The organism is Dokdonella soli, from assembly GCF_039523175.1.
GTDB lineage: Bacteria > Pseudomonadota > Gammaproteobacteria > Xanthomonadales > Rhodanobacteraceae > Dokdonella_A > Dokdonella_A soli.
In genome coordinates this window covers 45,708-68,447 of sequence record NZ_BAAAEU010000024.1, presented here as the reverse complement: position 1 = coordinate 68,447, position 22,740 = coordinate 45,708, and the positions used below count along the sequence as shown (strand labels likewise).

18 protein-coding genes are annotated in these 22,740 nt (G+C 65.6%); 8 read left to right on the top strand and 10 right to left on the bottom strand.

Annotation, left to right across the window (positions count from 1 at the left end; translation table 11 throughout):
* Positions 1-14 precede the first annotated feature (14 nt).
* Positions 15-1,268, bottom strand: a complete 1,254-nt coding sequence (locus tag ABD002_RS14275) for an efflux RND transporter periplasmic adaptor subunit (protein ID WP_343792266.1) — start codon at positions 1,266-1,268, stop codon at positions 15-17.
* Between the two features lie 172 nt (positions 1,269-1,440).
* On the opposite strand from ABD002_RS14275, the gene ABD002_RS14270 reads away from it, so the two are divergent.
* Positions 1,441-1,638 carry a hypothetical protein gene (locus tag ABD002_RS14270; protein WP_343792265.1) on the top strand — a complete coding sequence of 66 codons (198 nt, stop codon included), beginning with the start codon at positions 1,441-1,443 and terminating at the stop codon, positions 1,636-1,638.
* Here the strand turns inward: ABD002_RS14270 and ABD002_RS14265 are convergent.
* From ABD002_RS14265 to sbcB, 3 genes are all read right to left on the bottom strand, one after another.
* Complete coding sequence (locus ABD002_RS14265) at positions 1,605-2,291, bottom strand: DUF2461 domain-containing protein (protein WP_343792263.1); 687 nt, start codon at positions 2,289-2,291, stop codon at positions 1,605-1,607. The genes ABD002_RS14270 and ABD002_RS14265 overlap by 34 nt on opposite strands.
* A 116-nt stretch (positions 2,292-2,407) precedes the next feature.
* Positions 2,408-3,811: a serine hydrolase domain-containing protein gene (locus tag ABD002_RS14260; protein ID WP_343792261.1), complete on the bottom strand. Its 1,404-nt coding sequence runs from the start codon at positions 3,809-3,811 to the stop codon at positions 2,408-2,410.
* Between the two features lie 547 nt (positions 3,812-4,358).
* On the bottom strand, positions 4,359-5,792 hold the full coding sequence (sbcB, locus tag ABD002_RS14255; protein WP_343792259.1) for an exodeoxyribonuclease I: 1,434 nt from the start codon (positions 5,790-5,792) through the stop codon (positions 4,359-4,361).
* Positions 5,793-5,893: 101 nt separating this feature from the next.
* Between sbcB and orn the strand changes: the two genes are divergently transcribed.
* Positions 5,894-6,463, top strand: a complete 570-nt coding sequence (orn, locus tag ABD002_RS14250) for an oligoribonuclease (protein WP_343792257.1) — start codon at positions 5,894-5,896, stop codon at positions 6,461-6,463.
* Between the two features lie 321 nt (positions 6,464-6,784).
* The gene (locus tag ABD002_RS14245; RefSeq protein ID WP_343792256.1) at positions 6,785-7,006 is read left to right on the top strand and encodes a hypothetical protein; all 222 of its coding nucleotides are present in this window, start codon (positions 6,785-6,787) and stop codon (positions 7,004-7,006) included.
* Here the strand turns inward: ABD002_RS14245 and ABD002_RS14240 are convergent.
* From ABD002_RS14240 to lexA, 4 genes are all read right to left on the bottom strand, one after another.
* On the bottom strand, positions 7,000-10,404 hold the full coding sequence (locus ABD002_RS14240; RefSeq protein ID WP_343793264.1) for an error-prone DNA polymerase: 3,405 nt from the start codon (positions 10,402-10,404) through the stop codon (positions 7,000-7,002). The two genes, ABD002_RS14245 and ABD002_RS14240, sit on opposite strands and share 7 nt — an antisense overlap.
* Positions 10,405-10,571: 167 nt before the next feature.
* A complete protein-coding gene (locus ABD002_RS14235) occupies positions 10,572-12,044 on the bottom strand; it encodes a Y-family DNA polymerase (protein ID WP_343792254.1) in 1,473 nt (490 codons plus the stop codon).
* Positions 12,045-12,117: 73 nt separating this feature from the next.
* Positions 12,118-12,867 carry a translesion DNA synthesis-associated protein ImuA gene (gene imuA / locus ABD002_RS14230; RefSeq protein WP_343792252.1) on the bottom strand — a complete coding sequence of 250 codons (750 nt, stop codon included), beginning with the start codon at positions 12,865-12,867 and terminating at the stop codon, positions 12,118-12,120.
* A gap of 6 nt (positions 12,868-12,873) precedes the next feature.
* Positions 12,874-13,518: a transcriptional repressor LexA gene (lexA, locus tag ABD002_RS14225; RefSeq protein WP_343792250.1), complete on the bottom strand. Its 645-nt coding sequence runs from the start codon at positions 13,516-13,518 to the stop codon at positions 12,874-12,876.
* 118 nt (positions 13,519-13,636) lie between these two features.
* Between lexA and ABD002_RS14220 the strand changes: the two genes are divergently transcribed.
* Positions 13,637-14,773 (top strand): RMD1 family protein, encoded by a 1,137-nt coding sequence (locus ABD002_RS14220; RefSeq protein ID WP_343792248.1) that lies wholly within the window; start codon positions 13,637-13,639, stop codon positions 14,771-14,773.
* 57 nt (positions 14,774-14,830) lie between these two features.
* Here the strand turns inward: ABD002_RS14220 and ABD002_RS14215 are convergent, their stop codons facing one another.
* A complete protein-coding gene (locus ABD002_RS14215) occupies positions 14,831-15,649 on the bottom strand; it encodes a CHAD domain-containing protein (protein ID WP_343792246.1) in 819 nt (272 codons plus the stop codon).
* 423 nt (positions 15,650-16,072) lie between these two features.
* On the opposite strand from ABD002_RS14215, the gene ABD002_RS14210 reads away from it, so the two are divergent.
* Positions 16,073-17,119, top strand: coding sequence for a hypothetical protein (locus ABD002_RS14210; RefSeq protein ID WP_343792244.1), 1,047 nt, complete (start codon positions 16,073-16,075; stop codon positions 17,117-17,119).
* A gap of 71 nt (positions 17,120-17,190) precedes the next feature.
* Positions 17,191-17,724: an REP-associated tyrosine transposase gene (locus ABD002_RS14205; RefSeq protein WP_343792242.1), complete on the top strand. Its 534-nt coding sequence runs from the start codon at positions 17,191-17,193 to the stop codon at positions 17,722-17,724.
* A gap of 914 nt (positions 17,725-18,638) precedes the next feature.
* On the opposite strand, the gene ppsA is transcribed toward ABD002_RS14205, so the two are convergent.
* Positions 18,639-21,011 carry a phosphoenolpyruvate synthase gene (gene ppsA / locus ABD002_RS14200; RefSeq protein WP_343792240.1) on the bottom strand — a complete coding sequence of 791 codons (2,373 nt, stop codon included), beginning with the start codon at positions 21,009-21,011 and terminating at the stop codon, positions 18,639-18,641.
* A 170-nt stretch (positions 21,012-21,181) separates the two neighbouring features.
* Here ppsA and ppsR point away from each other — a divergent pair, with 170 nt between their 5' ends.
* Together ppsR and ABD002_RS14190 are read left to right on the top strand one after the other, a co-directional pair.
* A complete protein-coding gene (ppsR, locus tag ABD002_RS14195) occupies positions 21,182-21,997 on the top strand; it encodes a posphoenolpyruvate synthetase regulatory kinase/phosphorylase PpsR (RefSeq protein WP_343792238.1) in 816 nt (271 codons plus the stop codon).
* A gap of 154 nt (positions 21,998-22,151) precedes the next feature.
* Entirely contained in the window at positions 22,152-22,661 is a 510-nt protein-coding gene (locus ABD002_RS14190; protein WP_343792236.1) for a DUF1249 domain-containing protein, read from the top strand.
* The last annotated feature ends 79 nt before the right edge of the window (positions 22,662-22,740 follow it).

Genomic DNA, 22,740 nt, shown 5'->3' with positions numbered 1-22,740 from the left:
CGATGGCGCCTGGGTCATTTCAGTCTGATCCGGTCATGCTGGTCGTACGCGCTGGTGTCGGACAGGATCACCTGGTCGCCGACATTCAGGCCGCGGCGGATCTCGATCAGGTTCACCGAACTCTTGCCGAGCAGCACCGGCAGGCGGCTGGCGACGCCGCTGGCCGGGTCGGCCTTGAACAGGCGCACCTCGGAATCGGGTTGGCCGAACGCGGGGCGGCCGACATAGAGCACGTCCGGCAGGCGCTCGATTTCGATCGTGCCGTCGACCGACAGATCCGGCCGCGCGCCGGCCGGCAGCATGCCGACGAGTTCCACGTCGACCTGCACCGTGCCGTTCTGCACGGCCGGATCGACGCGCAGCACCTTGCCATCGACGATGCCGTTGCGCGTATCGACCTTGACCGGCTGGCCGAGCGCGACATCCTTTGCCTGCGTTTCGGCGATGCGCAATTCGGCCATCAGTTCGCCGGGTTTGGCGACGCGCGCGAGGTTCGTGCCGACCGCGACCTGCTGGCCTTCCTCGACCGGCACCTGTTGCAGGATGCCGGCGATGCCGGCGCGCAGATGCAGTGCGTCGGCCTGGCGTTGGCGCAGTTCGCGCGTGGCGGCGAGCTGGTCGAGGCGCGCCTGTTCGGCGGCGATCTGCGCGGCGATATTGCGCCGGAATTCACCCACGCGCTGCTCCTCGATCGATACGCGGTTCTTCAGCTGTTCGAGCACGACCAGACTCTTCTTGTACTGCACGGCCGGGATCACGCCCTTCTCGGCGACGACTTTCTCCGCCTCGGCCTGCATGCGCGCGGCTTCATAGTCGCTCTTTGCGTGCGCGAATGCGGATTGCTCGTCAAGCAGCTTCGAACTGAGGTCGGTGCGCTTGGCGGCGAGATCGGACTGCGCCGCGGTCACGGCCGCCTTGGCGGCGAGCAACTGGTCGTCGACTTCCGGATTGCTGAGTTCGAGGATCACGGTATCCGGCTGCACGGTGGCGCCGGGTTTGACCACGATGTGTTCGACGCGCGCGGCGGTCTCGGCGGCGATCCAGCGGATCTCCTTCGGCACCAGCGTGCCGGGTCCGCGCACCTCGCGCAGCAGCTCGCCGCGTTTCACCGTGCCGATGAGCACACCGGAGCGATCGACCGATGGCATCGCCGGTCCGAGTGCGGCGAGTCCGACGCCGGCGGCGGTGATCAGAGCGACGACGCCAGCGCCGATCAGATACTGACGGCGGCGTTTGCGTTGTTTGAGTTCGGGGCGGGCGATATCCATGCCGGCATTACAGCAGGGATCGTGCCACGCCGAGGATGCTATCTACTGTGTTGTTTCTGCGGATTATTTTCAGGCGGATAGCGGGCGTCGCAGAACGATTGTCCGCCAGCGAACAGTCGGGTGGCCGCGTGCGTACAGGCGCGGAAGTGGCGACATCGACAATCCGACCTGCGTGAACCTGCTCGCCAATGTGGCGTCGACGTTCAGCTGGGTGTGTCTCGCCCAGCGCGTGCCGGTGCGCATCGCGATCGACCCCGATTACCTGCCAGCCGGCGTCACGCTCGCGGCTGGCATGACGGCGACCGTGGTGTTGCGGCCGATGCAGCAGCGGCGCGATCAGAACTCGAGTTCGACCGCTGCGCAGAGGTAGTCGATCATCGGCGCGATGCGCTTGAACGTATCGATGGTGAAGGGCAGCAGTTCATCCGAGCACGCGAGCGCATCCGCGAAACTCTGTCCGGCCGCGAAGTTCTTTCGCTTCAGGTCTTCGATCAGTTCGTGCGCAGGATCGAAGCCGCGTGGCGGGCGCGTCAGGTTCTCGCCGAAGAATTCGAAGCGTTCGCGGAACGCCTTCGCCTGCGTCGCCTTCTTCCACGCCGCCGGGTTGTCTCCGAGAAATTCGCGGATCTTCTTCAGCGTCGACGGCTCCGGATGCCAGATGCCGCCGCCGGTGAAGCTGTCACGCGGCTGGATGTGCAGGTAGAACGACGGCGCCTCGATCTCGCGGCGCCGCTCGTGCGCGAATCGCGCGCCGGCCCAGGTCTTGTAGGGCGCCTTGTCGTTCGCGAAGCGCGTATCGCGATGGATGCGGAACAGCGAGCCGCCTTGCGGACGCGGATCGGCGCGATAGTGCGTGCTGATCTTTGCAAGAGGCGCCTGCAAGTCCGTGATCAGGCGCAGGAACGGTTGGCGAAGCACGTCCTCGTAGCGTGATTTGTTCGCGGCGAACCACGTGCGACTGTTGTTGGCGGCAAGGTCGCGCAGGAACTTGAACGTGGCGTTGCTGAAGTAGGACGTTCCCATAGGTCTTGGCGGACTCGATGCTTGAAGGTCGTTGGAGCGAGGGGCATTCCTATCACTGATAGTCGTACAGCGCATCGCGCTGTGCCGACGGCAGCGCGCGGCGCGCGATGTCCATGTTATGGCTGGGCCGGCTGTCCATGCAGTGCGGTGATGATGTCGGCGACCGCGCCGCCGATGCCGGTGCTGCCGTCGTGCGTCAGGCCGAAGCGTGCCACCACCAGGCGTTCCGACGGCACGATCACGATGTACTGCCCGAGGTAACCGCGAGCGAAGAACATGTCCTTCGGAAGCCGCGGCATGCCCCAGGGCGCATTCCAGATCGGCACGCTTCCTTCGTTGACGAGATTGGTCCAGAAACCGGCACCGTAGCCGGTATCAAGGGACTGCGAAGCACTGTAGGACGCCCAGCCCTCGGGCAGGATGCGACGTCCGTCGGCGACGCCGTCGTCGAGGTAGAGCTGGCCGAAGCGCGCCCAGTCGCGCGCCGAGCCGTAGGTGTGGCTCGCACCGAGCGGCGTGCCGGTGATGTCGTGATCGATCGTCATCGTGCGCATGCCCAGCGGCTCGAAAAGCTCGCGGCGCGCGAAGCGTTCGGCGTCCACAATGCCGCCACCGGCCGCGTCGCGGACGATGCGCGAGAGGATCAGGTAGCCGAGGTTGCTGTAGCCCCAGGCGGTGCCCGGCGGATGTGCGAGCGGCTCGTGCTCCGCATAGCCCGCCATGTCGCGCTCCAGAAACCACATGCGCGTCGCCGGATTGACCGGACTGTTGGTTTCGTCGAACGGCAGACCGCTGGTCATCCGCACGAGCTGGTCGACGGTGATCGCGTGATGCGGGTCCGCCGGGTCGCCCCAGGCAGCGATCGGCGCGGGTTGTTCCCGCCGCAGCTTGCCTTGGTTGACGAGAATGCCGATGAGAGCGCTCGTCAGGGACTTCGACAGCGAGTGAGCCCAGATCGACGTGTCCGGCCCGTAGCCTGGCGCATAGCGTTCTGCGATCAGCCTGCCGTCATGCAGGACCACGACGGCCTTGGTCCAGCGCAGGTGCACCGGGTCCGGTTCGGCGAAGGCGAAATCCAGCGCTTTGCGCAGCGCCGGATCGGTCGGTTCCACGACGTTCGGTCCGGCGAACGCGCTGGCCGCGACGGGTTCCCTCACCTCGGCATCGACGCGCGGTATCTCGTCATTGCCATGGACGAGGACACAACCGAGGCCCTGGCGGAACACCGCGCGAGCGCCGAATGCGCCGACAACGGTGGTGCGGACCTCCTGTCGAACGCGGTCGATGTCGTAGTGCAGCGCCCAGTCGATCCAGTGCATGCCGTTTTCAGGCAGTTCCTGTTCCCTGTACACCTGGTCCGGGTCGAAGCCGGAGATGAACGTCGCTGCGCACAGGGCATGGCTCACCGAGCCGGTGGCGATGTGCATGAGGTCTCTGCCGAATACGGCGATGCAGACGGCCACGGTCAGTGCGAGTGCCAGCACGATTCCGACGAATCGCTTGAGATAGCGCAGGATCATTCCGAAATGCCTCGATTCAAGGATTCACCAAGCGGGACCGGCGCGCAGTCTACCCGCGAGCGGATTCGCTCGAAGCAGGATGCGTCCGGAAACAGGGTAGTCGCCGAGCCATTGTAGTTGCGGCAAGGGCAGAGCTGCCTCCTTGCATGCGTCATGCGGAGTCGATGGTGCCTGCGCGTTCGTCGTCTCGATACCTGTCATCCCGATACTTGTCATCCCGGCGAACGCCTGGACCCAGCGCCGTCGCCGGGCGTGCATGAAAGGCACCAGGCCCGGCCTTCGCCGGGGCGACCAATTGGTGGGGTGTTCGCGTTGCGTTCGTGGGGTGTTCGCATCGCGTCCGGGTGAAGTATTCGCTCCGCGCCCGGGCCGAGTATTCGCACCCTGCGCGAAGAATGCTCGTCGTCCCGGCGAACGCCGGGATCCAGCGCCGTCGCCGGGCGTGCATGAAAGGCACTGGACCCCGGCGTTCGCCGGGGGCGACGAATTGGTCGAGCGTTCGCTCCGCGTTCAGGCGGAGTGTTCGCATGGTGGGTTGACGACGCGGTCATCCGCGCAGCTCGCCTTCCCAGCTCTCCAGCGCGTCGAGTAGCGGTTGCTGGTCCGCGGGCAGGGCGGGATCGGCGCGCAGGCGCGCGATCGTCGCGAGATAGTCCTCTCGCGTCAGTGCGGTGAGCGGCGTGGCGGTGTCCAGTCGGCGGCGGCGGAATGCATCCCAGCGTTCGCTTTCATCCGCGCTCAGCGTGCCCGGCCAGTTGCGCGCGCGGTAGCGGAACAGCAGTTCCGGATAGCGTGCATCGCGGAACGGGAATGCGTGCGTGCCGAGCTGCTCGGGCGGCGTCTTGCGCACACTGCGCAGCAACTGCTTGTCGGCATCGGAGGGGAAGCCGTCATACAGCGCCAGTTCCGGGTCGGCGGCTGCGGCGCGTGCCTCGCCGCGGGAGAACACGCGTTGCAGTTTCGCGGCGAGCCCGTCGACGCCGCGCAGGCGTTCCAGATGCGCGAGCGCGCGTTCCGGATCGAGCGTGATGCGCGCGAGATCGACGCCTTTCAGCACGCTGATCGGGGCCAGCGCTGGCGCGCGGTTCGCATGGATGACTTTCAGCGGAATGCGCTCAACCTCTTCGGGGAGGTCCGCACGCGCGGTGAAGACGCGGTCCGCGACATCGTCGGCGTCGAGTTCGAGCAGAGGCGCCGGATCGATGTCGAGGTCGTAGGCGATCACGCCGTTGGGCAAGGTCGGATGCATCGCCAGCGGCGCGATCAGTGCGAGACAGCCGCGGCTGGCCGGATAGCGCGAGGATACGTGCACGAGCGGCGTCATGCGTGCGACATCGAGCAGCTCGAACACGCGCTGCTTGCGACGCAGGCCGAAATAGAACTCCCAGAGCCGCGGCTGGCGCACGCGGATCAGGCGCGCGAAGCCGATCAGTGCCTCGACGTCGGAGACCGCATCGTGCGCGCGTTGCTGCACGATATGGTTCGCGCCGGCGAGATGTTCGAGGCGGAAACTCGGCGAGCCGTCCTCGCGTCGCGGCCATTCGATGCCGTCCGGGCGCAGTGCGTAGCACAGGCGCGCGAGATCGATCAGGTCCCAGCGCGAATTGCCATCCTTCCACTCGCGCTCGTACGGATCGTGGAAGTTGCGATAGAGCAGATGGCGCGTGAACTCGTCGTCGAAGCGCAGCGAGTTGTAGCCGACGCTGCAGGTGCCGGGCTCGGCCATGTGTTCGTTGACGACCGCGGCGAATTCGGCCTCGATCACGCCCTCGCGCTGCATCTGCTGCGGCGTGATCCCGGTGATCAGGCAGGCTTCCGGATGTGGCAGCACGTCCGGTGCGGGCTTGCAGTACAGCGAGACCGGCTCACCGATCGGTTCGAGATCGAGCGTAGTGCGGATTGCGGCGAATTGCGCGGGCCGGTCGCGGCGCGGATCCGCGCCGGTGGTTTCGTAGTCGTGCCAGAGGAAGGTCTGTGTCATCGTGCCGCGAGCATAGCGGGCCAGGTGCGGTCGCTGCGAGCCGAGGGTTTCCAACACGCCGCGGCTTGCCTAGACTCGGGCTCGGACTGCCGGAGGAATGCATGCGCGAGCCGAGCGAGGACAACCTGATCTGGATCGACCTGGAGATGACCGGGCTCGATCCCGACAACGATTCGATCCTCGAGATCGCGACGGTCGTCACCGACAAGGACCTGAACCCGCTGGCCGAAGGGCCGGAGTTCGCGATCGCACATCCGGTCGAACGGCTGGAGGCGATGGACGACTGGAACCGCAACCAGCATCGCAAGTCGGGCCTGTGGCAGCGCGTCATCGATTCCCGCATCGATCTCGCGACGGCCGAGGCGTTGACGATGGAATTCCTCAACCAGTGGGCGGTGGCCGGCAAGTCGCCGATGTGCGGCAATTCGATCTGCCAGGACCGCCGTTTCCTGTACCGGCGGATGCCGCGCCTGGAGCGGTTCTTCCACTATCGCAACCTCGATGTCTCGACGATCAAGGAACTTGCGCGGCGCTGGGCGCCCGAGGTGAGTCGCGGCTTCGCCAAGGACTCCGCGCATACGGCGCTCAGCGACGTGCGCGATTCGATCGCCGAGCTGCGCTACTACCGGCCGTTCATGGGGCGTATCGCGGGGACGCTGGAAGCGCCCTGAGAGCGCGCGTTGAATGGAGTGCGAGCACGATGAGCGGAAGGCATGGGAGCAGTGAAGCGCGGGCGGAATCGTTGTCATCCGGACTGACGTTCCTGATGGAAGTTCGTGCTTCCGCCACTCATGTTCTGTGCACTGGGTTTTACGACCGTGCTGCTGTTCCTGGACCCGGCTCCGGTGGGAAGCGACCGTCAGCCAACCCCTGCCATCCTCAAATGGATCGTTCTGTGCGCCTAGCTCGCCATCAGTGCAATGCTTTGGCGATACGGTGTATTCCTGAAACATGTGCGGCTTGAAGGTACGGTCCTGCACGTCTCGAACTACGTGCGCGAGATTGCCGTGCCCGTGACTGCAATCGATCGCGTCACCGAGATTCGCTGGATCAACAGCAATCCCGTTACCGTCCATTTCGGCCGCACAACTCCGTTCGGCGACTCGATCATGTTCATGCCGAAGGCGCGCATGTTCCCGATGCTGTCGTCGCATCCGGTACTCGCGGAATTGGAGCGGGCCGCAGCGCAAGGTCGTGGCGGTTGCGTTCAATGAAAATCCCGTGACGCGAACGAGAACTCCGGCAGCAGCGCGCTGAAGTCGTGCAGCCGCTTCGCGATCAGGTGATGCACGCCATCGCTGGCTTCGAGCACGCCATCGACCGCCATCACGGTCGATTCCAGCAACACGCGATGCTGCTTCTGCGCCAGCGCGCGCCAGACCACGACATTGACCTGGCCGGTTTCGTCTTCGAGTGTGACGAAGGTGACGCCCTTCGCTGTACCTGGATGCTGGCGCACGGTGACGAGCCCCGCGCAGCGCAGCGGACGTCCGCGATTCGCCGAGTCCGTGGTCACGCTTGCCGGAGACACACGCCGCCGAGCGAGTTCATCGCGGACCAGTGACAGCGGATGCTGCGTCAGTGAAAGGCCGAGTGTTGCGTAGTCGGTCATCACGTCCTCACGCAGCGAGGGACTGCGCAGTGTGACCCGGGCTTCTGTGATCACCGCGTTTTCGAGGATGGGCGCCGGCAGTTCCGCGCCGGCGGCTTCCCAGCGCGCCCGATAGCGATGACCGCTGAGATTCTGCAGGGCGCCCGCATCGGCCAAGCGCGCGCGTTCGGGGGCGCTGACGCGGGCGCGGCGCGTCATGTCCGCGACATCGTGGAAAGGCGCCTCGCGACGTGCGGTGACGAGGCGTGTGGCGACGTCTTCCGACAGTCCCCGGACTTCGCGCAGGCCCAAGCGCAGCGCAGCCTGCTCCCTCTCCCCCAACGGTTTCATCGTTGGGGTCGAAAACGGCATGCTCACGCGATGCCCACAGGCATCGCGTATGCCGTTTTCGGAGGAGGCAGGATGCCGACTGGTGGGCGCTTCAGGGACGACTGCTTGCGAGACCTCGGACCCCCGCCCCCTCACCCAACCCTCTCCCCCAAGCGAGCTTAGGGGAGAGGGCTTTACTCGCGCGTTGATCTGAGCTTTTTCGTGCAGCGGATTCATCGCCGAGGGAGAGGGCTTTACTGGTTCCAGCGTGCAATCCCATTCGCTGGTCATGACATCGACCGGCAGAACGTGCACTCCATGCCGCTGCGCATCCTGGATCAGCTGTGAGGGCTGGTAGAAGCCCATCGGCTGCGAGTTCAGCAGCGCGCAGGTGAACGCGGCCGGGTGATAGTGCTTGAGCCACGACGAGGCCCAGGCGAGGTTGGCGAAACTCGCCGAGTGCGATTCCGGAAAACCGTATTCGCCAAAGCCCTTGATCTGTTCGAAGATGCGTTCGTAATACGCTTCGTCGTAGCCGCGCGCAAGCATGCCGCCGCGGATCTTCTCGCGGAACGGTTCGAGGTCGCCGCCGCGTCCCCAGGCGGCCATTGCGCGGCGCAGCTGGTCGGCTTCGCCGGGCGTGAAGCCGGCGACGGCCTGGATCAGTTTCATCACCTGCTCCTGGAAGATCGGCACACCGAGCGTGCGTTCGAGCACGCCCTTGACCGCCGAAGTGCCGCGTCCCGACTCGCGCTCAAAGCGCGATTGCGGATAGCTGACCTTTTCCTCGCCTTTGCGCCGGCGCAGGTAGGGGTGGACCATGTCGCCTTGGATCGGACCAGGCCGCACGATCGCGATCTGCACCACGAGATCGTAGAAGTTGCGCGGCTTCAGCCGCGGCAGCATCGACATCTGCGCGCGTGATTCGATCTGGAACACGCCGATCGTGTCGGCTGCGCAGATCATCTCGTAGACCTCCTCGCTGGCCTTGTCATCAGGCGGCGGAATGTCTTGCAGGACCGGCTTTCCGCCACGGCGAGGCCGCGTCCACAGGCCGTGCGCATGCAGGAGGTCGAGGCATTTGCGCAACGCGGTCAGCATGCCGAGCGCGAGCACGTCGACCTTGAGCAGGCGCATTTCCTCGAGATCATTCTTGTCCCATTGGATGATCGTGCGGTCCGGCATCGCCGCGTTCTCGACCGGCACGAGATGGTGCAACGGTTGGTCAGAGATCACGAAACCGCCGACATGCTGCGACAGATGGCGCGGAAAGCCGCGCAGCTCGCCGGCGAGTGCGAACAGCCGGCGCAGGGCGCGGCTGGCCGGATCGAAGCCGCTTTCGCGCAGTACCGTCTCGAACGGCTGGCCGCTGCGGATGCGCGATAACAGTCCGCTCAATGCATCGAGCTGGTCATCCGGGATGCCGAGTGCGTGGCCGACGTCGCGCACCGCGCTCTTGCTGCGGTAGCTGATCACGGTCGCGGCGAGTGCGGCGCGGTCGCGACCGTACTTGTCGAACACGTACTGGATGACTTCCTCGCGGCGCTCGTGCTCGAAGTCGACATCGATGTCGGGCGGTTCATCGCGTTCCTTCGACAGGAAGCGCTCGAACAGAAGATTGCCGCTTTCGGGCGTAACCGCGGTGATGCCAAGGCAGTAGCAAACGGCCGAGTTCGCCGACGAGCCGCGTCCTTGGCACAGGATCGGCGGCTCGCGCCCACACGCCCAGTGCACGATGTCCGCGACGGTCAGGAAAAAATGTTCGTACTTCAGGTACTCGATGAGGTCGAGTTCCTTTTCGACCTGTTCGCGCACGTCGGCAGGGATGCCGTCGGGCCAGCGCTCGGCGGCGCCTTTCCAGGTCAGGTCGCGCAGGTGTTCGATGGCGTGGAGTCCCTGCGGAACGACTTCGGATGGGTAGCGATAGTCGAGCTTGCGCAAGTCGAGAGTGCACAGCGCCGCGATGCGCAGTGTCTCGGCGAGCAGCGACGGCGGATACAGCGACGCGATGTCTTCGACGCAGCGCAAATGGCGTTCACCGTTCGGAAACAGTGCATGGCCGGCTTCGGCGACGGTGCAGCCGAGCCGGATCGCGCTCATCACGTCCTGCAGTGCACGACGGCGGCGCACATGCATGTGCACGTCGCCGCTCGCGACGAGGGGAAGTTCGTGGCGCTCGCCGAGCGCCCGAAGCGTGGCGAGACGTGATGGATCGTCCGCGTCACGATGCAGCTCGACGGCAATCCAGGCCCGGTTGGCGAAATGTCGCGAAATCCATGCGGCTTCTTCATCGCAGGGCTTCGTCCGATGCGGTGGCGACCACAAGGCCAGCACACCGTCGCCGAGTTGCTCCACATCCGTTTGAGCCAGGCGGTATTCGCCTTTCGCGCTGCGTCGACGTCCTGTCGTGATCAGTTTGCAGAGGTCGCTGTAGCCATCCCGGTTGCGCGCGAGCAGCACGAGCTTCGGGCCGTCGACGAGCAGCACTTCACAGCCGACGATGAGCTTCACGCCGCTCGCTTCCGCCGCGACGAGCGCGCGCACGATGCCGGCCAGCGAGCATTCGTCGGTGATCGCGAGCGCGGCATAGCCGAGTTTCTTCGCGCGCTCGAACAGTTCGGGCGCGCTCGATGCGCCGCGCTGGAACGAGAAGTTCGACAGGCAGTGCAGTTCGGCGTAGGCCTTTTCCATGCCGAGACGGCTATCCCTGTGCACGATTGAATCGGCTTCGGCCGAATCGCCTGCAGGGTGCCGCTGTATTTTGTGCAACACGCTGCGCGGATCGTGATCACTCTCGTTCGCGATGTCGGGTTCGATCGGCGCGCGCAGATGCCGGCGCTTCGGTGGCTTGGACGGCTTCATGCGAACCAGCCGTGCAGCGTCCAGTTCACCGTGGTTCCGGCTTCGACGAATGCCCAGGCGCGCTGGCCGGAGCGCGTTTCGATGATGTAGTAGTCGCGGCGCTGGTCGCGTTCGTCCCACCAGCCGCTTTCGATGCGCTCGGGACCGGTGAGCACGCGTGGTGGCGTGCCGCGCAACACGATCGGCTGACGCAGCAGCCAGAATGGCCGTGTATTCCCTGTAGGAGCGGCCCTTCGACTGGGCTCAGGACAGGCTTCAGCCGCGATGCTTTGTCTTGGAACGCCGGAAGAAAGAGCATCGCGGCTGAAGCCGCTCCTACGGCCGCTCGTGGGGGCGACAACGGCATCGGTGGCCGGCACGAAGTGCCATGCGCGAGCGGGGCGGTGATCGGCTACGCAGCGCAGACCCTTCAACGCCCCGTCGCCGAGTCGCGCACGCAGGCGTTCGGCCAGCATCGGCCAGTCGAGCTGCTCGCGGTGATTGCTGTCGAACAGGTCGCGGTGCAGCGGACACAGCGACGGCAGGTCGTCGGCATGCAGGGTCAGCGAATGCACGGGCGCGACGAGTTCGATGCGTTCGAGTCGTGTGCGAGCAAGATCGAACAGCGACGTCGCGTCGCGTTGCGGCGTGAGCAGACCGATCTCGACACGCGTGCTTGCGCCGCGCTCATGGCCGAGCACCAGCGCGAAGCGCTGCACACCGCCGTCACGCGCGGTCAGAAACAGCGCGAACTCGCGGACCAGCCGCTGCAGCGGAAACGCGAGCGCTCCTTGCGCCTCGATGCCGAACGAAAATTCGATGCACCGTTCGAACCGGTCCGCTGGCCGCCAGCGCGGGAGTGCTTCGTCGAGCAGGCCGCGCATGCGGTCGAGATGATCGAGTGCGTTCTCTCCGATACGCCGCGCGAGTTCGGCGCGGGGCAGGCGGAACAGGTCATGCAATTCGCGGAAGCCCATGCCGTGGAGTGCCGTGACGATCCTGTCGTCCAATCCGCTCGCGACAAGCGGCACGGCGCCGAGCGCATTCGCCAGCTGCGCGATCGCGGGAATCGCGATGCCGTCCGCATGTGTTGCGAGCACGCACGCGCCGGCTGCGGTTGGTGCGGCGGCCAGCGAACAGGCGAATCCGAACGTGCCGAGTTCGCTGCGCAGCCGTCGCTCCAGCGTGGGCCAGCCGCCGAACAGCCCGAGGCTTCCACCGGCTTCGAGGAAGAGCGTGTCCGGTGCGGCGATGCTGATCCCGGCGCTGAAGCGGTAGGCCCAGTTCGCGAGCGATTCCAGTACCTGGCGTTCCGCTGCGCGATCACGCGGCGTTGCGGAAAGGCGAGGGCAGAGCATCTGCGCAGTCGCCAGCGGCTGGCCGGCGCGCACGCCCGCTTTTCGCGCGGGCGCATTCGCAATCACGATCTGCCGGCGCTGCGTCGGGCCATCGATGACCGCAAAAGGCTTGTTGGAGGCTTGCGCGCCCATGTCGGCGCGGACCGCATCCAGCGCCAGCCGGGGAAAGCGGAGGCAGGCCCAGAACACGCATGCCTCGGCGCAGTCAGGCGCGCAGGCGGATCGCCTGCGTCCTGCCGTCGATGCGCCCGCGGCACTTCAGGATCTCGATGCGCGGTCCGTTTTCAGAGGCGGTGACCATCAGGCGCAATGCAGCCGGGCTGGTCTGGCTCGCCGCGCCGAGCGGGCGGAACACGAAGCCGATCGCGGCGCCGGTTTCGGCGGCGAGTTGCAGGCGACGCAGCTGGCGGTAGTCGACGTTCGGCAGCCAGTTCAGAACGGCGCCGCAGCAACCGGCGCGCAGGCATTGTTCGGCAGTCCAGTGCGTGTCCGTGGCGCCTGCGTCGATATGCACGAGCTGGGCGAGATCGATGCCGGCCGCAGCCAGCGCCGGTGCATAGGGAATGTACGGTGGCGCGACCAGCGCGATGCGTCGACGCGCCTGCGTGAGCGCAGCGAGCGCGGGCAGAACCAGGCTGCATTCGCCGATGCCGTCCTGTTCGATCAGGATCTCGCTGAGCGCGCCGCGCGGCCAGCCGCCACCGGGCAGCAGCGCATCGAGTTCGGCGAGACCGGTCGGCTGCGCATCGACGGCCATGACCGTCGATGTGCTGCGCCGCCAGATGCCGGGATGGCGCAGCACGCCGGCCAGTGCAGTCTCGTCACGGGCTGGGCGCACCGATGCGGGCGCCAAGGCCGGCCGCGCAAGCGTGCGCGGCGAAGTCGGCGCAATACGCGCGAAATCCGCTGATTCGGGGAAGGATGTGCTGACGTCAGGCGAGCTGGAAGTGAACATCGTGACTCATCCTTGTCGATGGGTTCGGGACGGAAGGGCATCTGGACGGATCAGGCCGACATAGAGACCCTCGATCGCGAACGCGTGGCGACGCGGGTCGATCTCGATCGGCGCGAAATCCGGATTCGCCGGCAACAGGCGCACTTGGCCATTGCGGTGATCGAGCTGCTTGACGGTGACTTCGTCATCGAGTCGCGCGACGACGATGCGGCCATGCTCGGCCGTGGCGCTGCGGTGCACCGCGATCAGGTCGCCGTCGAGGATGCCGGCGTCGCGCATGCTGAGGCCGACGACGCGCAGCAGGTAATCGGCGCGTGGGCGGAACAGGTCGGGATCGACGCCGTGGTGCGCTTCGATGTTCTCGGCAGCGAGGATCGGGCTGCCGGCGGCAACCCGGCCGACGAGGGGAAGCTGGGTTGCCGCCAGCGCCCGTGAGCGATGCGGAAGGCGCAGGCCGCGATGATACGGCAAACGTTCGAGCGCGCCCTTGCGGACCAGGGCCTCGACGTAGTCCTGGGCTGAGCTATGGCTGCTAAGTCCAAGATTTTCAGAGATTTCCCTCAGGGTTGGCGCGCGGCCGTGCTGTTCCAGATGATGCCGGATGCACTCGAGTACGCGTTGCTGGTTAGCGGTGAGGCGGAAATCGTCCATACGTACTAATGTACGTATATTGGTTGTTCTCTGCAAGCCCTCGGACGCAATCCAGTGCGCGCAAACTTCCACCTGCCATGCTCGCGTGGCATTCCTGATGCCGATCCGAAGGGTTTCCATGGCAAGCGATGCCACCGCAAGCGCCGAAGTCACGGTGAAATCGGGCTCCATCGTCGTGCTGCGGCATTTCGATATCGCGTACTCGATCGATCTCGGCCGGGTCGAGGCCCTGTGCTCGGCGCGGACCAGCATCATGAGCAACCGCGGAAGACTGAACTCGGTTCCCGAGAAAGCCCTCACGTTCGGTGTGCCACCGGTGTCGCTCGGGCTGGGCCCGGTGACGTTGAGCGTCGGTGGGGTGGAGGTCGAGGTTGGCGCGACCGCACGGTTCTACGATTTCGGTGTGGTCGTGCTGGCCCTGCGCGTGCCGGTGACGGACCTGCCCTGGTCGGAATTCGTCGGCCATGTCGTGTCGGTAGACCAGGCCATCGGCCCTGCCGCGCGGCACGCGATCTGGGACAGCCTGCTCGGCCAGGTGCGCGCTTTGATCGCACCGGCGCTGTTGCGTCCTTCGAGCGCGGCACTGGAAGAAGACTATCTGCTGGCCGAGGTCCACGAACTCGGCGAGCGACTGAGTGCGATCGAGCTGCAGAACCGCGTCGACCTGGCGCCGCTGCTGTCGGGCGAGCGCCGCAGACTTTCGGATGGCGCGCGGCGCGACCTGCTGCGCCAGAGCTTTTCCTACTACGAGGACGATCTCGTGGTGCTGACCTGGGATCGCGCATTCATCTACGAACCACGCGGCGATTCCGATGTCGCCGAAGTGCTCGAGGTCGCGAACGCGCAGTTGCTGGAGCTACGCTACTACGACGAACTGCTCGATGCGGAACTGCCGCGCATGTACGACCTGGTCGAGGAGGCGCGCGGCGCAGCGTCGCTGCTCGCGGCGCGCCGCTTCGCGCGGCTCGCGCGCCATCTGTACACGCTGGTGGCGGAGGTTACCGAACTCACCGAGAAGGTGGACAACGCGCTGCAGGTCACCGAGGACGTCTATCTCGCGCGCATCTACGCATCCGCGCTCGAGCTGTTCCGCGTGCCGAAGCTGGGCGCAGCGGTCGACCGCAAGCTCGCGATCATCCGCGACACCTATGCCGCGCTTTACGATGAAGCTTCGAGCCGCCGCGCAGAGCTGCTCGAACTCGCGATCGTCTTCCTGATCGTGATCGAGATCGTGCTGGCGCTGCTGCGTCGTTGAGAGTCCGCAAGCGCCGCGCCATGCAATCAGGCGATACGTACGCGAGGGTGAATGAAGCTAGCCCGGCATGTCGGCAGCGGATTCCACGATCACCTTCGCGACACGCTCACGAAGACGCTTCATGCCCTGGTCCGTCAACGCACGCAGCACCTGGCGATCGGACTCGGCGAATGCCGACCGTTTGCCGCAATGCTCGCGCAGCAGTGAGTAGTCCTGAGCCTCTCCGAGCAGGACGGCCAGAGCCTTGTGGCGGTGTCCGGCCTCGGGCAATTGCGCGGCCAGGTCGCCGAGCGCGCGATGTTGCTGCGACAGGCGCCGCGCGCGGCGACGCCAGCGATGCCAGTCCTCGTCGCGGCCGTTGGCCTGCGCCCGCGCGCCTGCTTCATCGGCACGGATCTGGCCGAGCCGGAGTGTGGCGCACATGTCGGCTTCGCTCAGCGCATCCCAGCGCAGCGCAGGCAGCGCGGCCTGCAGGGCGGCCAGCAGTGCGCGCTTGTCCTGCAGCTGCGGGTCGTCGGTCAAGGTCGAGCGCGCACACCCGGCCCGCGCATGCGCGGCGATCCGGCGCGCGCGGCGCAGGACGCGTGATGCAGCGTCGTCATCGACTTTCTCGAGCAGCAGGTCCAGCGTTTCCACCAGCGCGTGCGTATCGCGCAGCTTCGACAGGCGGCGGTTCATGCGGCGCAGTTCGCGATCGATCAGGATCGCGCCCGGACCCAGCGCCGGCATGCCCAGCGCGAGTGTGGCGCGCGTGCGGCGCAAGGATTTGCGCGCCTGATGTATGCCGGTGTGGAAGCGCCCGCCGCGCCACGCCAGGCAGGCGATCGCCCGCGCAAGCTCCGCAGCCGCGTAGTTGCGCAGCCAGATGCCCGACAATACGGGCGACGGGAGCGTTGAGGAAACGTCGAGTTGACCCACTCGGCAGGCCGAAGCACTTCGATGCGGTCAGCATAGCGTGTCCATTCGAGGTTGGCGAAACCGCAGTCACCTCGCCATGGCGAAGGTGGTGGACACGTCATTGCCGCCAGCGCCTGTATCGGGCAGGGCGGTTCGCATGGGGAATCCTTGGCAGGTGCGCGTCAATGTCGGACTACGGGGTGAGAGCGCATCAGGCAAACGGATGATCCATTGTCAGGTCCGGCCGTCGCGACCGGGACGGGCCGCATCCAGGCACTCCGGGGCAGGCGTCGGGTTGCGAAACCACGCAGGCGCGCACACTTTTGCCGGCTCCGGTTCGGATAATGGCGACCACAAGCGTCATGCATCTGTCCGCAAGGCGCGTCGGAACCCCTGTCCGCGATGAAAACCCGGAAACATCTGGTCGTTGCCGGCGCAGGCGCCGCTGATCTGGCCGAGATCGCAACCTTCCTGCGCGTGGTGCAGCCGCTGCTCGATCACACATGGTCGTTCGCCGGCGAGGACGACGACATCGATCTGGTCCTGTCCGATCTCACCGACTTCGGCGGCCGCTGCGCGCGCGTGCGTGCGCTGGACGAAGGTCGGCATTTCGCCGTACTCGCCGATCCCGGTGCGGACGTGCTGGATGCGGAACTCATCGTGCACCGGCCGATCAGCGCAAAGGCGATTGCCGGTCTGCTCAATCACGTCGGCCACACCGCGGCGCCGGGTCCGCGCCGACACTCGGACTTCAGCGCACCCGAGCGTCGCGTCGTGGTGCCGCAGGTACGCAAGGCGCCCCATCGGGAAGACAGGCCCACCACCGCCCCGTCGACACGCGCCTGCTTCCTCGATATCCAGCGTGTACGCGCCTGCACCAACCTCGATGCGTTGATCCAGCGCGGAGCGGTGTTGCTCGAACGCCCCGGCCTCCCGGCGCTGCTGATCGATCCGGTCACCGACACGTTCCACACCAGCGCGCGCATGCTCGACCTCGAGCCCTACTTTCTCGATGCCGTCAACGGCCAGGAGCGCCGCCGCGTCGGCGGACACGCCTTGGCGGCATTGCGCAAGGAGCTGCCCGCAAGGCCGCTCGCGCGCCTGCGCTGGCTGCACGCGCTGCTGCGCTCGAACGGCTGGCTCGCCGAGCATCTCGACCCCAGCGCGAACTACCGGCTCAAGCGCTGGTTCCAGGTCGATACCGACTATCGAAAGCAGCATCGCATCGCGTTGACCCTGATGCGCGAGGCGCCGCTGCACCGCATCGCCGCGTCCGCGAAGGCGCACATGGCCGACGTGTTCGACGTGGTGAACGCGTTCGATGCGCTCGGCCTGATCGTCGCGACGCGGCAACCGATCTACGGGACGGAGGCGGAGCCCGGCGGGAAGCGGCGGCGTTCCATGAAGAAGGCGCGGCCACTGCTCGCGGCCACGGCGTTCACGCGTTGAAGGGGCGTGTTACGCAGGGCGTAGGTTGGGGTGAGCTTGCGAACCCCAACGCGACCGGCTGATGATGCGACATGCGTTACCGGAGAGCCAACGCCCCAGGCGGCACGTACTTCTTTACGGTCAACCTCGCCGACCGTTCCCGCCGCCTGCTGGTGGAACGTATCGACGCATTGCGGAACGCCGTGCGAGAAGTCAAGGACAAGCGCCCGTTCGGGGTCGTGGCTTGGGTGGTACTGCCGGATCACCTGCACGCGGTATGGAGCTTGCCGTCCGGTGATGCGGATTTCTCTACCCGCTGGATGCTGATAAAAGCGGGCTTCTCGCGGCGTATCGAACGTGGCGAATCCATCCGGGAGAGCCGTCTACGCAAGGGCGAGCGCGGGATCTGGCAACGAAGATTCTGGGAGCACCAGATCCGCGATGACGGCGATCTGCGACGTCATGTCGACTACGTGCACATCAATCCGGTCAAGCATGGGCACGCGAGCCGAGCGTCGGATTGGCCGTATTCGTCGATCCATCGCTATATACGGGCAGGCGAAATGAGCGCCGATTGGTCTGCCGCGCCAGAGTTGGCCATCGCGCGTGCCGAACGTTCCGAGTGATGGGGGTAGGTTGGGCTGAGCGCAGCGATGCCCAACATTGGTGTACGCGTGATGTTGGGGTTCGCAAGCTCACCCCAACCTACGGTCCTCGGAGCAGGCAAGGCCGCGATCGATTTGAATTGCGCATAAGCGACAAACGCCTTTGCCGCAGGATTTGCACAGGCCCTCGGCGATTTCGTTCGAATGCGCAAAACACTGCATTGCATGACTCCTAACGCTTGAGCTAAGCGGCTGCTGCCGCAGTGCCTAACAGTCTATCGCAGCCCATCCGCAGCGGTCCGCTCGAGCGAATAGTTAGAGGGCATGGGCCACGAGCCTAGTGACCAAACGTGAAGGTGTCGTGCAAGATTGAGGCGGAAATGCCGCCAGCCGCAAAAGTTGCACGGTGATAAGAACCCAAGCAAACGTACGCGTTTTGAATGCGAAAAATAGGCTACCGAAGAAACCAATGCAAAGCGCAGCCAAAAGAACCGGCAACGAGGCAAAGATGATGAAAACGGGAACGTGCGAATCCGCGCGGGCAAAAATACAAGATGCGGCAAGTGGTGCGATGAAGGGCGAGACAACTACAGCGGCAGCAGCAACCGACCTACCTGGCATAACGTCCCTCCTTGCCGCCTAACTACTACTCGGTTTGAAAGTGAAGCCTATTCCCGCACCCTAATCCAGCCACCCGGGGATCGGCCATCGGAACTTCTTTGGCCGGATCAACGACTTCCGCTGATCGTGCCGCCTAATCCGGCGGCCTAATCTCGCCGCCTTTTCCAAAGGCTGTCGAGGTCGATGCTTGCATGCTGCGGCGGCCGGGCAAGCCGCGGTGCTGCGCGCGGGGAAGGCTCATGGTCGGCACGAACAAAAACGCCGCGACGGCGTGAACCGTCGCGGCGTTCAAGACTGCGCTTGGCGAGGTGGAATCAGCTGGCTTTCTTCTTCGCCAGCTTGAGCCAGGTATCGACGACCGTATCCGGATTCAGCGATAGCGACTCGATGCCCTGATCCATCAGCCACTCGGCAAGATCCGGGTGGTCGCTCGGCCCCTGGCCGCAGATGCCGATGTACTTGCCTTTCTTCTTGGCCGTCTGGATCGCCATCGACAGCATCTTCTTGACGGCCGGATCGCGCTCGTCGAACAGGTTGGCGACGATACTGGAGTCGCGGTCTAGGCCGAGCGTGAGCTGGGTCAGGTCGTTCGAGCCGATCGAGAAGCCGTCGAAGATGTCGAGGAATTCATCGGCGAGCAGCGCGTTCGACGGGACTTCGCACATCATGATGATCTTGAGCCCGTTCTCTCCCTGCACGAGGCCATTCTTCTTCAGCACCTCGATGACCTTGCGGCCTTCGTCGAGGGTACGCACGAACGGGATCATGACCCACGCGTTGGTGAGGCCCATCGTGTCGCGGACCTTCTTCATCGCGCGGCATTCCAGCGCGAACGCGTCGGCGAAGCTCGGATCGACGTAGCGGCTCGCGCCGCGGAAGCCGATCATCGGGTTTTCCTCGTGCGGTTCGTAGCGCTTGCCGCCGATCAGGTTCGCGTATTCATTGGACTTGAAGTCGGACAGGCGCACGATGACCGGGTTCGGCGCGAACGCGGCAGTGATCGTCGCGATGCCTTCGGCGAGGCGGTCGACATAGAAATCGACCGGACTCGCATAGCCGGCGATGCGTTCGTCGATCTGGCGTTTCGTTTCCGCGTCCTGCCGATCGTATTCGAGCAGCGCCTTCGGATGTACCGCGATGTGGCTGGCGATGATCATCTCGAGGCGGGCGAGGCCGACACCGGCGTTCGGCAGCATCGCGAAGTCGAACGCGCGTTCGGGATTGGCGACGTTCATCATGATCTTCAGCGGCGCCGGCGGCATATGGCCGAGGTCGGCGGTGATGCGCTCGAAGTCGAGCTTGCCTTCGTAGATGAAGCCGGTGTCGCCTTCGGCGCAGGAGATGGTGACGTCCTGGCCGTCCTTGATCGCATCGAGGCCATTGCCGGTGCCGACGACCGCGGGCACGCCGAGTTCGCGCGCGATGATCGCGGCGTGGCAGGTGCGGCCGCCGCGGTTGGTGACGATCGCGGCAGCGCGCTTCATCACCGGTTCCCAGTCCGGGTCGGTCATGTCGGCGACCAGCACGTCGCCGGGTTGCACACGCGCCATGTCCTTGATCGAGCGGATCACGCGCGCGGTGCCGGCGCCGATCTTCTGGCCGATCGAGCGGCCTTCGGCGAGCACCGGGCCTCGTGACTTGAGCTGGAAGCGTTCGATCTGCGTCGCACGCACGCGTGACTTCACGGTCTCCGGGCGCGCCTGCACGATATAGAGCATGCCGGTGATGCCGTCCTTCGCCCACTCGATGTCCATCGGGCGGCCGTAGTGCGTCTCGATGACCAGCGACTGCTTGGCGAGTTCATGCACGTCGGCATCGCCGATGCAGAACTTCGCGCGGTCGGCAGCCGGCGTGTCCTCGATCGTCACGCGCTCGCCCGGCTTGCTCGAATAGACCATGCGCTGCTGCTTGGCGCCGATCTGGCGGCGCAGGATCGCCGGCTTGCCGGCCGTGAGCGTCGGCTTGTAGACATAGAACTCGTCCGGGTTGACCGCGCCCTGCACGACCATCTCGCCGAGGCCGTAGCTGCCGGTCACGAACACGGCGTCGCGGAAGCCGGATTCGGTGTCCAGCGTGAACAGCACGCCGGACGCGCCGACGTCCGAGCGCACCATCAGCTGCACGCCGGCGGAAAGGAACACGTCCTCGTGCTTGAAGCCGTGGTGCACGCGGTAGGCGATCGCGCGGTCGTTGTAGAGCGAGGCGAAGACTTCCTTGACCTTGTGCAGCACGTCGTCGATGCCGACGACGTTGAGAAACGTTTCCTGCTGTCCCGCGAATGAGGCATCCGGCAAATCTTCGGCAGTCGCGGAGGAACGCACGGCGACCGCGATATCGGTGGCGCCGGCGTCCTTGCACAACTTCGCGTAGGCGTCGCGGATCGCCTGGTCGAGTTCCTTCGGCAGGGCCGTGTCGACGATCCAGCCACGGATCTCGGTGCCGGCCACGGTCAGCGCGTCGACGTGCTCGACATCGAGCGTGGCGAGGCGGTCCTGGATACGCCGGGCCAGTCCGCTCTTCTCGAGATAGTCCTCAAACGCCTGCGCGGTGGTCGCGAAGCCACCCGGCACCGAGACGCCGAGCTTGGCGAGGTTGCCGATCATCTCGCCGAGCGAGGCATTCTTGCCCCCGACCTTGCCGAGATCGGACATGCGCAGCTCATCGAGCCAAAGGACCAGGTCGCTCAAGGGGATACTCCGGGATGTGGGGAGAGGCCGGGCGGCGCCGGCAAGGCCGGCAATTTTCGGGCTTTGCGCGGGTTCGGGCAAGTTTCAGGCTCCGGCCCTCCCCCTGAAAGGAGCGCTCGGCGGTGCGCCTTCCCGTAGACTCGCGTTCGCTTCCGCAGCCCGGAAAACCCATGCGCCGCACGATCTTCTACATCTCCGACGGTACCGGCATCACCGCCGAAACGATCGGCCACAGCGTGCTGACCCAGTTCGACACGGCGGAATTCGATACTTACCGCATTCCGTTCGTCGACGCAGAAGACAAGGCGCGGGCAGCGACCGTGCGCATCAAGACCACCTACGCGCAGACCGGGGCGCGGCCGATCGTGGTGAACACGATCATGGACCAGAAGCTCAGTGACATCGTCGCGGAGAGTGGCGCGCTGATGCTGGACGTGTTTGCGCCGTTCATCGGTCCACTCGAAGCGGAACTGGGCACGAAACGTGCTTCCCGCGTCGGCAAGGCCCACGGTCTCACCGACTTCACCGAATATGAGGCGCGCATCAACGCGACCAACTACGCGCTGACCCACGACGACGGCATCGACGTGAACTACGCCGACGCCGACGTGATCCTGGTCGGCGTGTCGCGGGTCGGCAAGACGCCGACCTGCCTCTACATGGCGCTGCACTACGGCGTGAAAGCGGCGAACTACCCGCTCACCGAGGAAGACCTCGAACGTCTCGAACTGCCGAAACGTCTGGTGCCGCAGCGCGCGCGGCTGTACGGGCTGTCGATCGATCCGCAGCGTCTCGCCCAGGTGCGCGAGGCGCGCCGGCCGGGCAGCCGCTACGCGGAACTCAAGCAATGCCGCTGGGAGCTCGAGCAGGCCGACAAGCTGTTCCGCCGCGACAACATCGCGGTGCAGAACACGACGCATACCTCGATCGAGGAGATCGCGAGCAAGATCCTCGCCCAGCTCGGCATCGAGAAGCACATGTTCTAGGGGAGGCCCCGGACAGCGGGGCACCGCGCTTCGGGGGAGCGCCGGAGAGATCGGACGGCCGGCTTGGAAGCCGTGCGAGGAACCCCATCTTACCGCGCTGGTGGGCGCTACATAAGACTGTCGGCGCCTGCAGACCGCGCCTATGATCGCCCCCATGTCAGCCGTCCTTGAACGCCCGCAATCGCTGTTGCCAAGCCGCTTCTCGTGGCTGATGGGTCTGTATTCGGAAAATTATCATCGGCTGGCGCGCCTGTTCGCGCCGCAAGCGCTCGCGATCGGCAGCTATGTCTCCTCGCTCGATGACGGCCTCGATCTGCGCCTCGACGTGCTCGAACGCCATCGCTACACGCTCGATCTGCACCTGACCTACTGCTTCGTCGACAGCGAGACCGGCGAGAGCGCGCCATCGGCGCAACTGCGCATGTACCACGATGCGCACATGGCCGAGGTGCTCGACTGCCGCGCCGACCGCCGTCTCACGCGCGCAATCGGCCCGTTGCGTCCGGCGCGCAGCATCTTCCAGCAGCGCGTGCGCATGAGTTCATTCCTGAACCGCTGGCTCGAATACCTGGCCGAGCAGGGACATTCGATCGGCACACTGGAATCCATGCCGGCGCCGGTCGCTGCGTTGGCCTCGCTGGACCGATCGGCGTCGCGCCCGTAGGTTTGTCAGCGCCATCGCTGCGTCCCCGCATGCTGCGAGCCGTGAATCCAGCGCACAGCCAATCAGGCAAGGTTGACGC

Excerpts from the sequence above, each read along its gene's own strand:
- ABD002_RS14260 (WP_343792261.1), bottom strand. The coding sequence starts at position 3,811 with ATGATCCTGCGCTATCTCAAGCGATTCGTCGGAATCGTGCTGGCACTC.
- ABD002_RS14275 (WP_343792266.1), bottom strand. The coding sequence starts at position 1,268 with ATGGATATCGCCCGCCCCGAACTCAAACAACGCAAACGCCGCCGTCAG.
- ABD002_RS14190 (WP_343792236.1), top strand. The coding sequence starts at position 22,152 with ATGTCAGCCGTCCTTGAACGCCCGCAATCGCTGTTGCCAAGCCGCTTC.
- ABD002_RS14265 (WP_343792263.1), bottom strand. The coding sequence starts at position 2,291 with ATGGGAACGTCCTACTTCAGCAACGCCACGTTCAAGTTCCTGCGCGAC.
- orn (WP_343792257.1), top strand. The coding sequence starts at position 5,894 with ATGCGCGAGCCGAGCGAGGACAACCTGATCTGGATCGACCTGGAGATG.
- ABD002_RS14210 (WP_343792244.1), top strand. The coding sequence starts at position 16,073 with ATGAAAACCCGGAAACATCTGGTCGTTGCCGGCGCAGGCGCCGCTGAT.
- sbcB (WP_343792259.1), bottom strand. The coding sequence starts at position 5,792 with ATGACACAGACCTTCCTCTGGCACGACTACGAAACCACCGGCGCGGAT.
- ABD002_RS14240 (WP_343793264.1), bottom strand. The coding sequence starts at position 10,404 with ATGGAAAAGGCCTACGCCGAACTGCACTGCCTGTCGAACTTCTCGTTC.
- ABD002_RS14205 (WP_343792242.1), top strand. The coding sequence starts at position 17,191 with ATGCGTTACCGGAGAGCCAACGCCCCAGGCGGCACGTACTTCTTTACG.
- ABD002_RS14235 (WP_343792254.1), bottom strand. The coding sequence starts at position 12,044 with ATGGGCGCGCAAGCCTCCAACAAGCCTTTTGCGGTCATCGATGGCCCG.
- lexA (WP_343792250.1), bottom strand. The coding sequence starts at position 13,518 with ATGGACGATTTCCGCCTCACCGCTAACCAGCAACGCGTACTCGAGTGC.
- imuA (WP_343792252.1), bottom strand. The coding sequence starts at position 12,867 with ATGTTCACTTCCAGCTCGCCTGACGTCAGCACATCCTTCCCCGAATCA.
- ABD002_RS14220 (WP_343792248.1), top strand. The coding sequence starts at position 13,637 with ATGGCAAGCGATGCCACCGCAAGCGCCGAAGTCACGGTGAAATCGGGC.
- ppsR (WP_343792238.1), top strand. The coding sequence starts at position 21,182 with ATGCGCCGCACGATCTTCTACATCTCCGACGGTACCGGCATCACCGCC.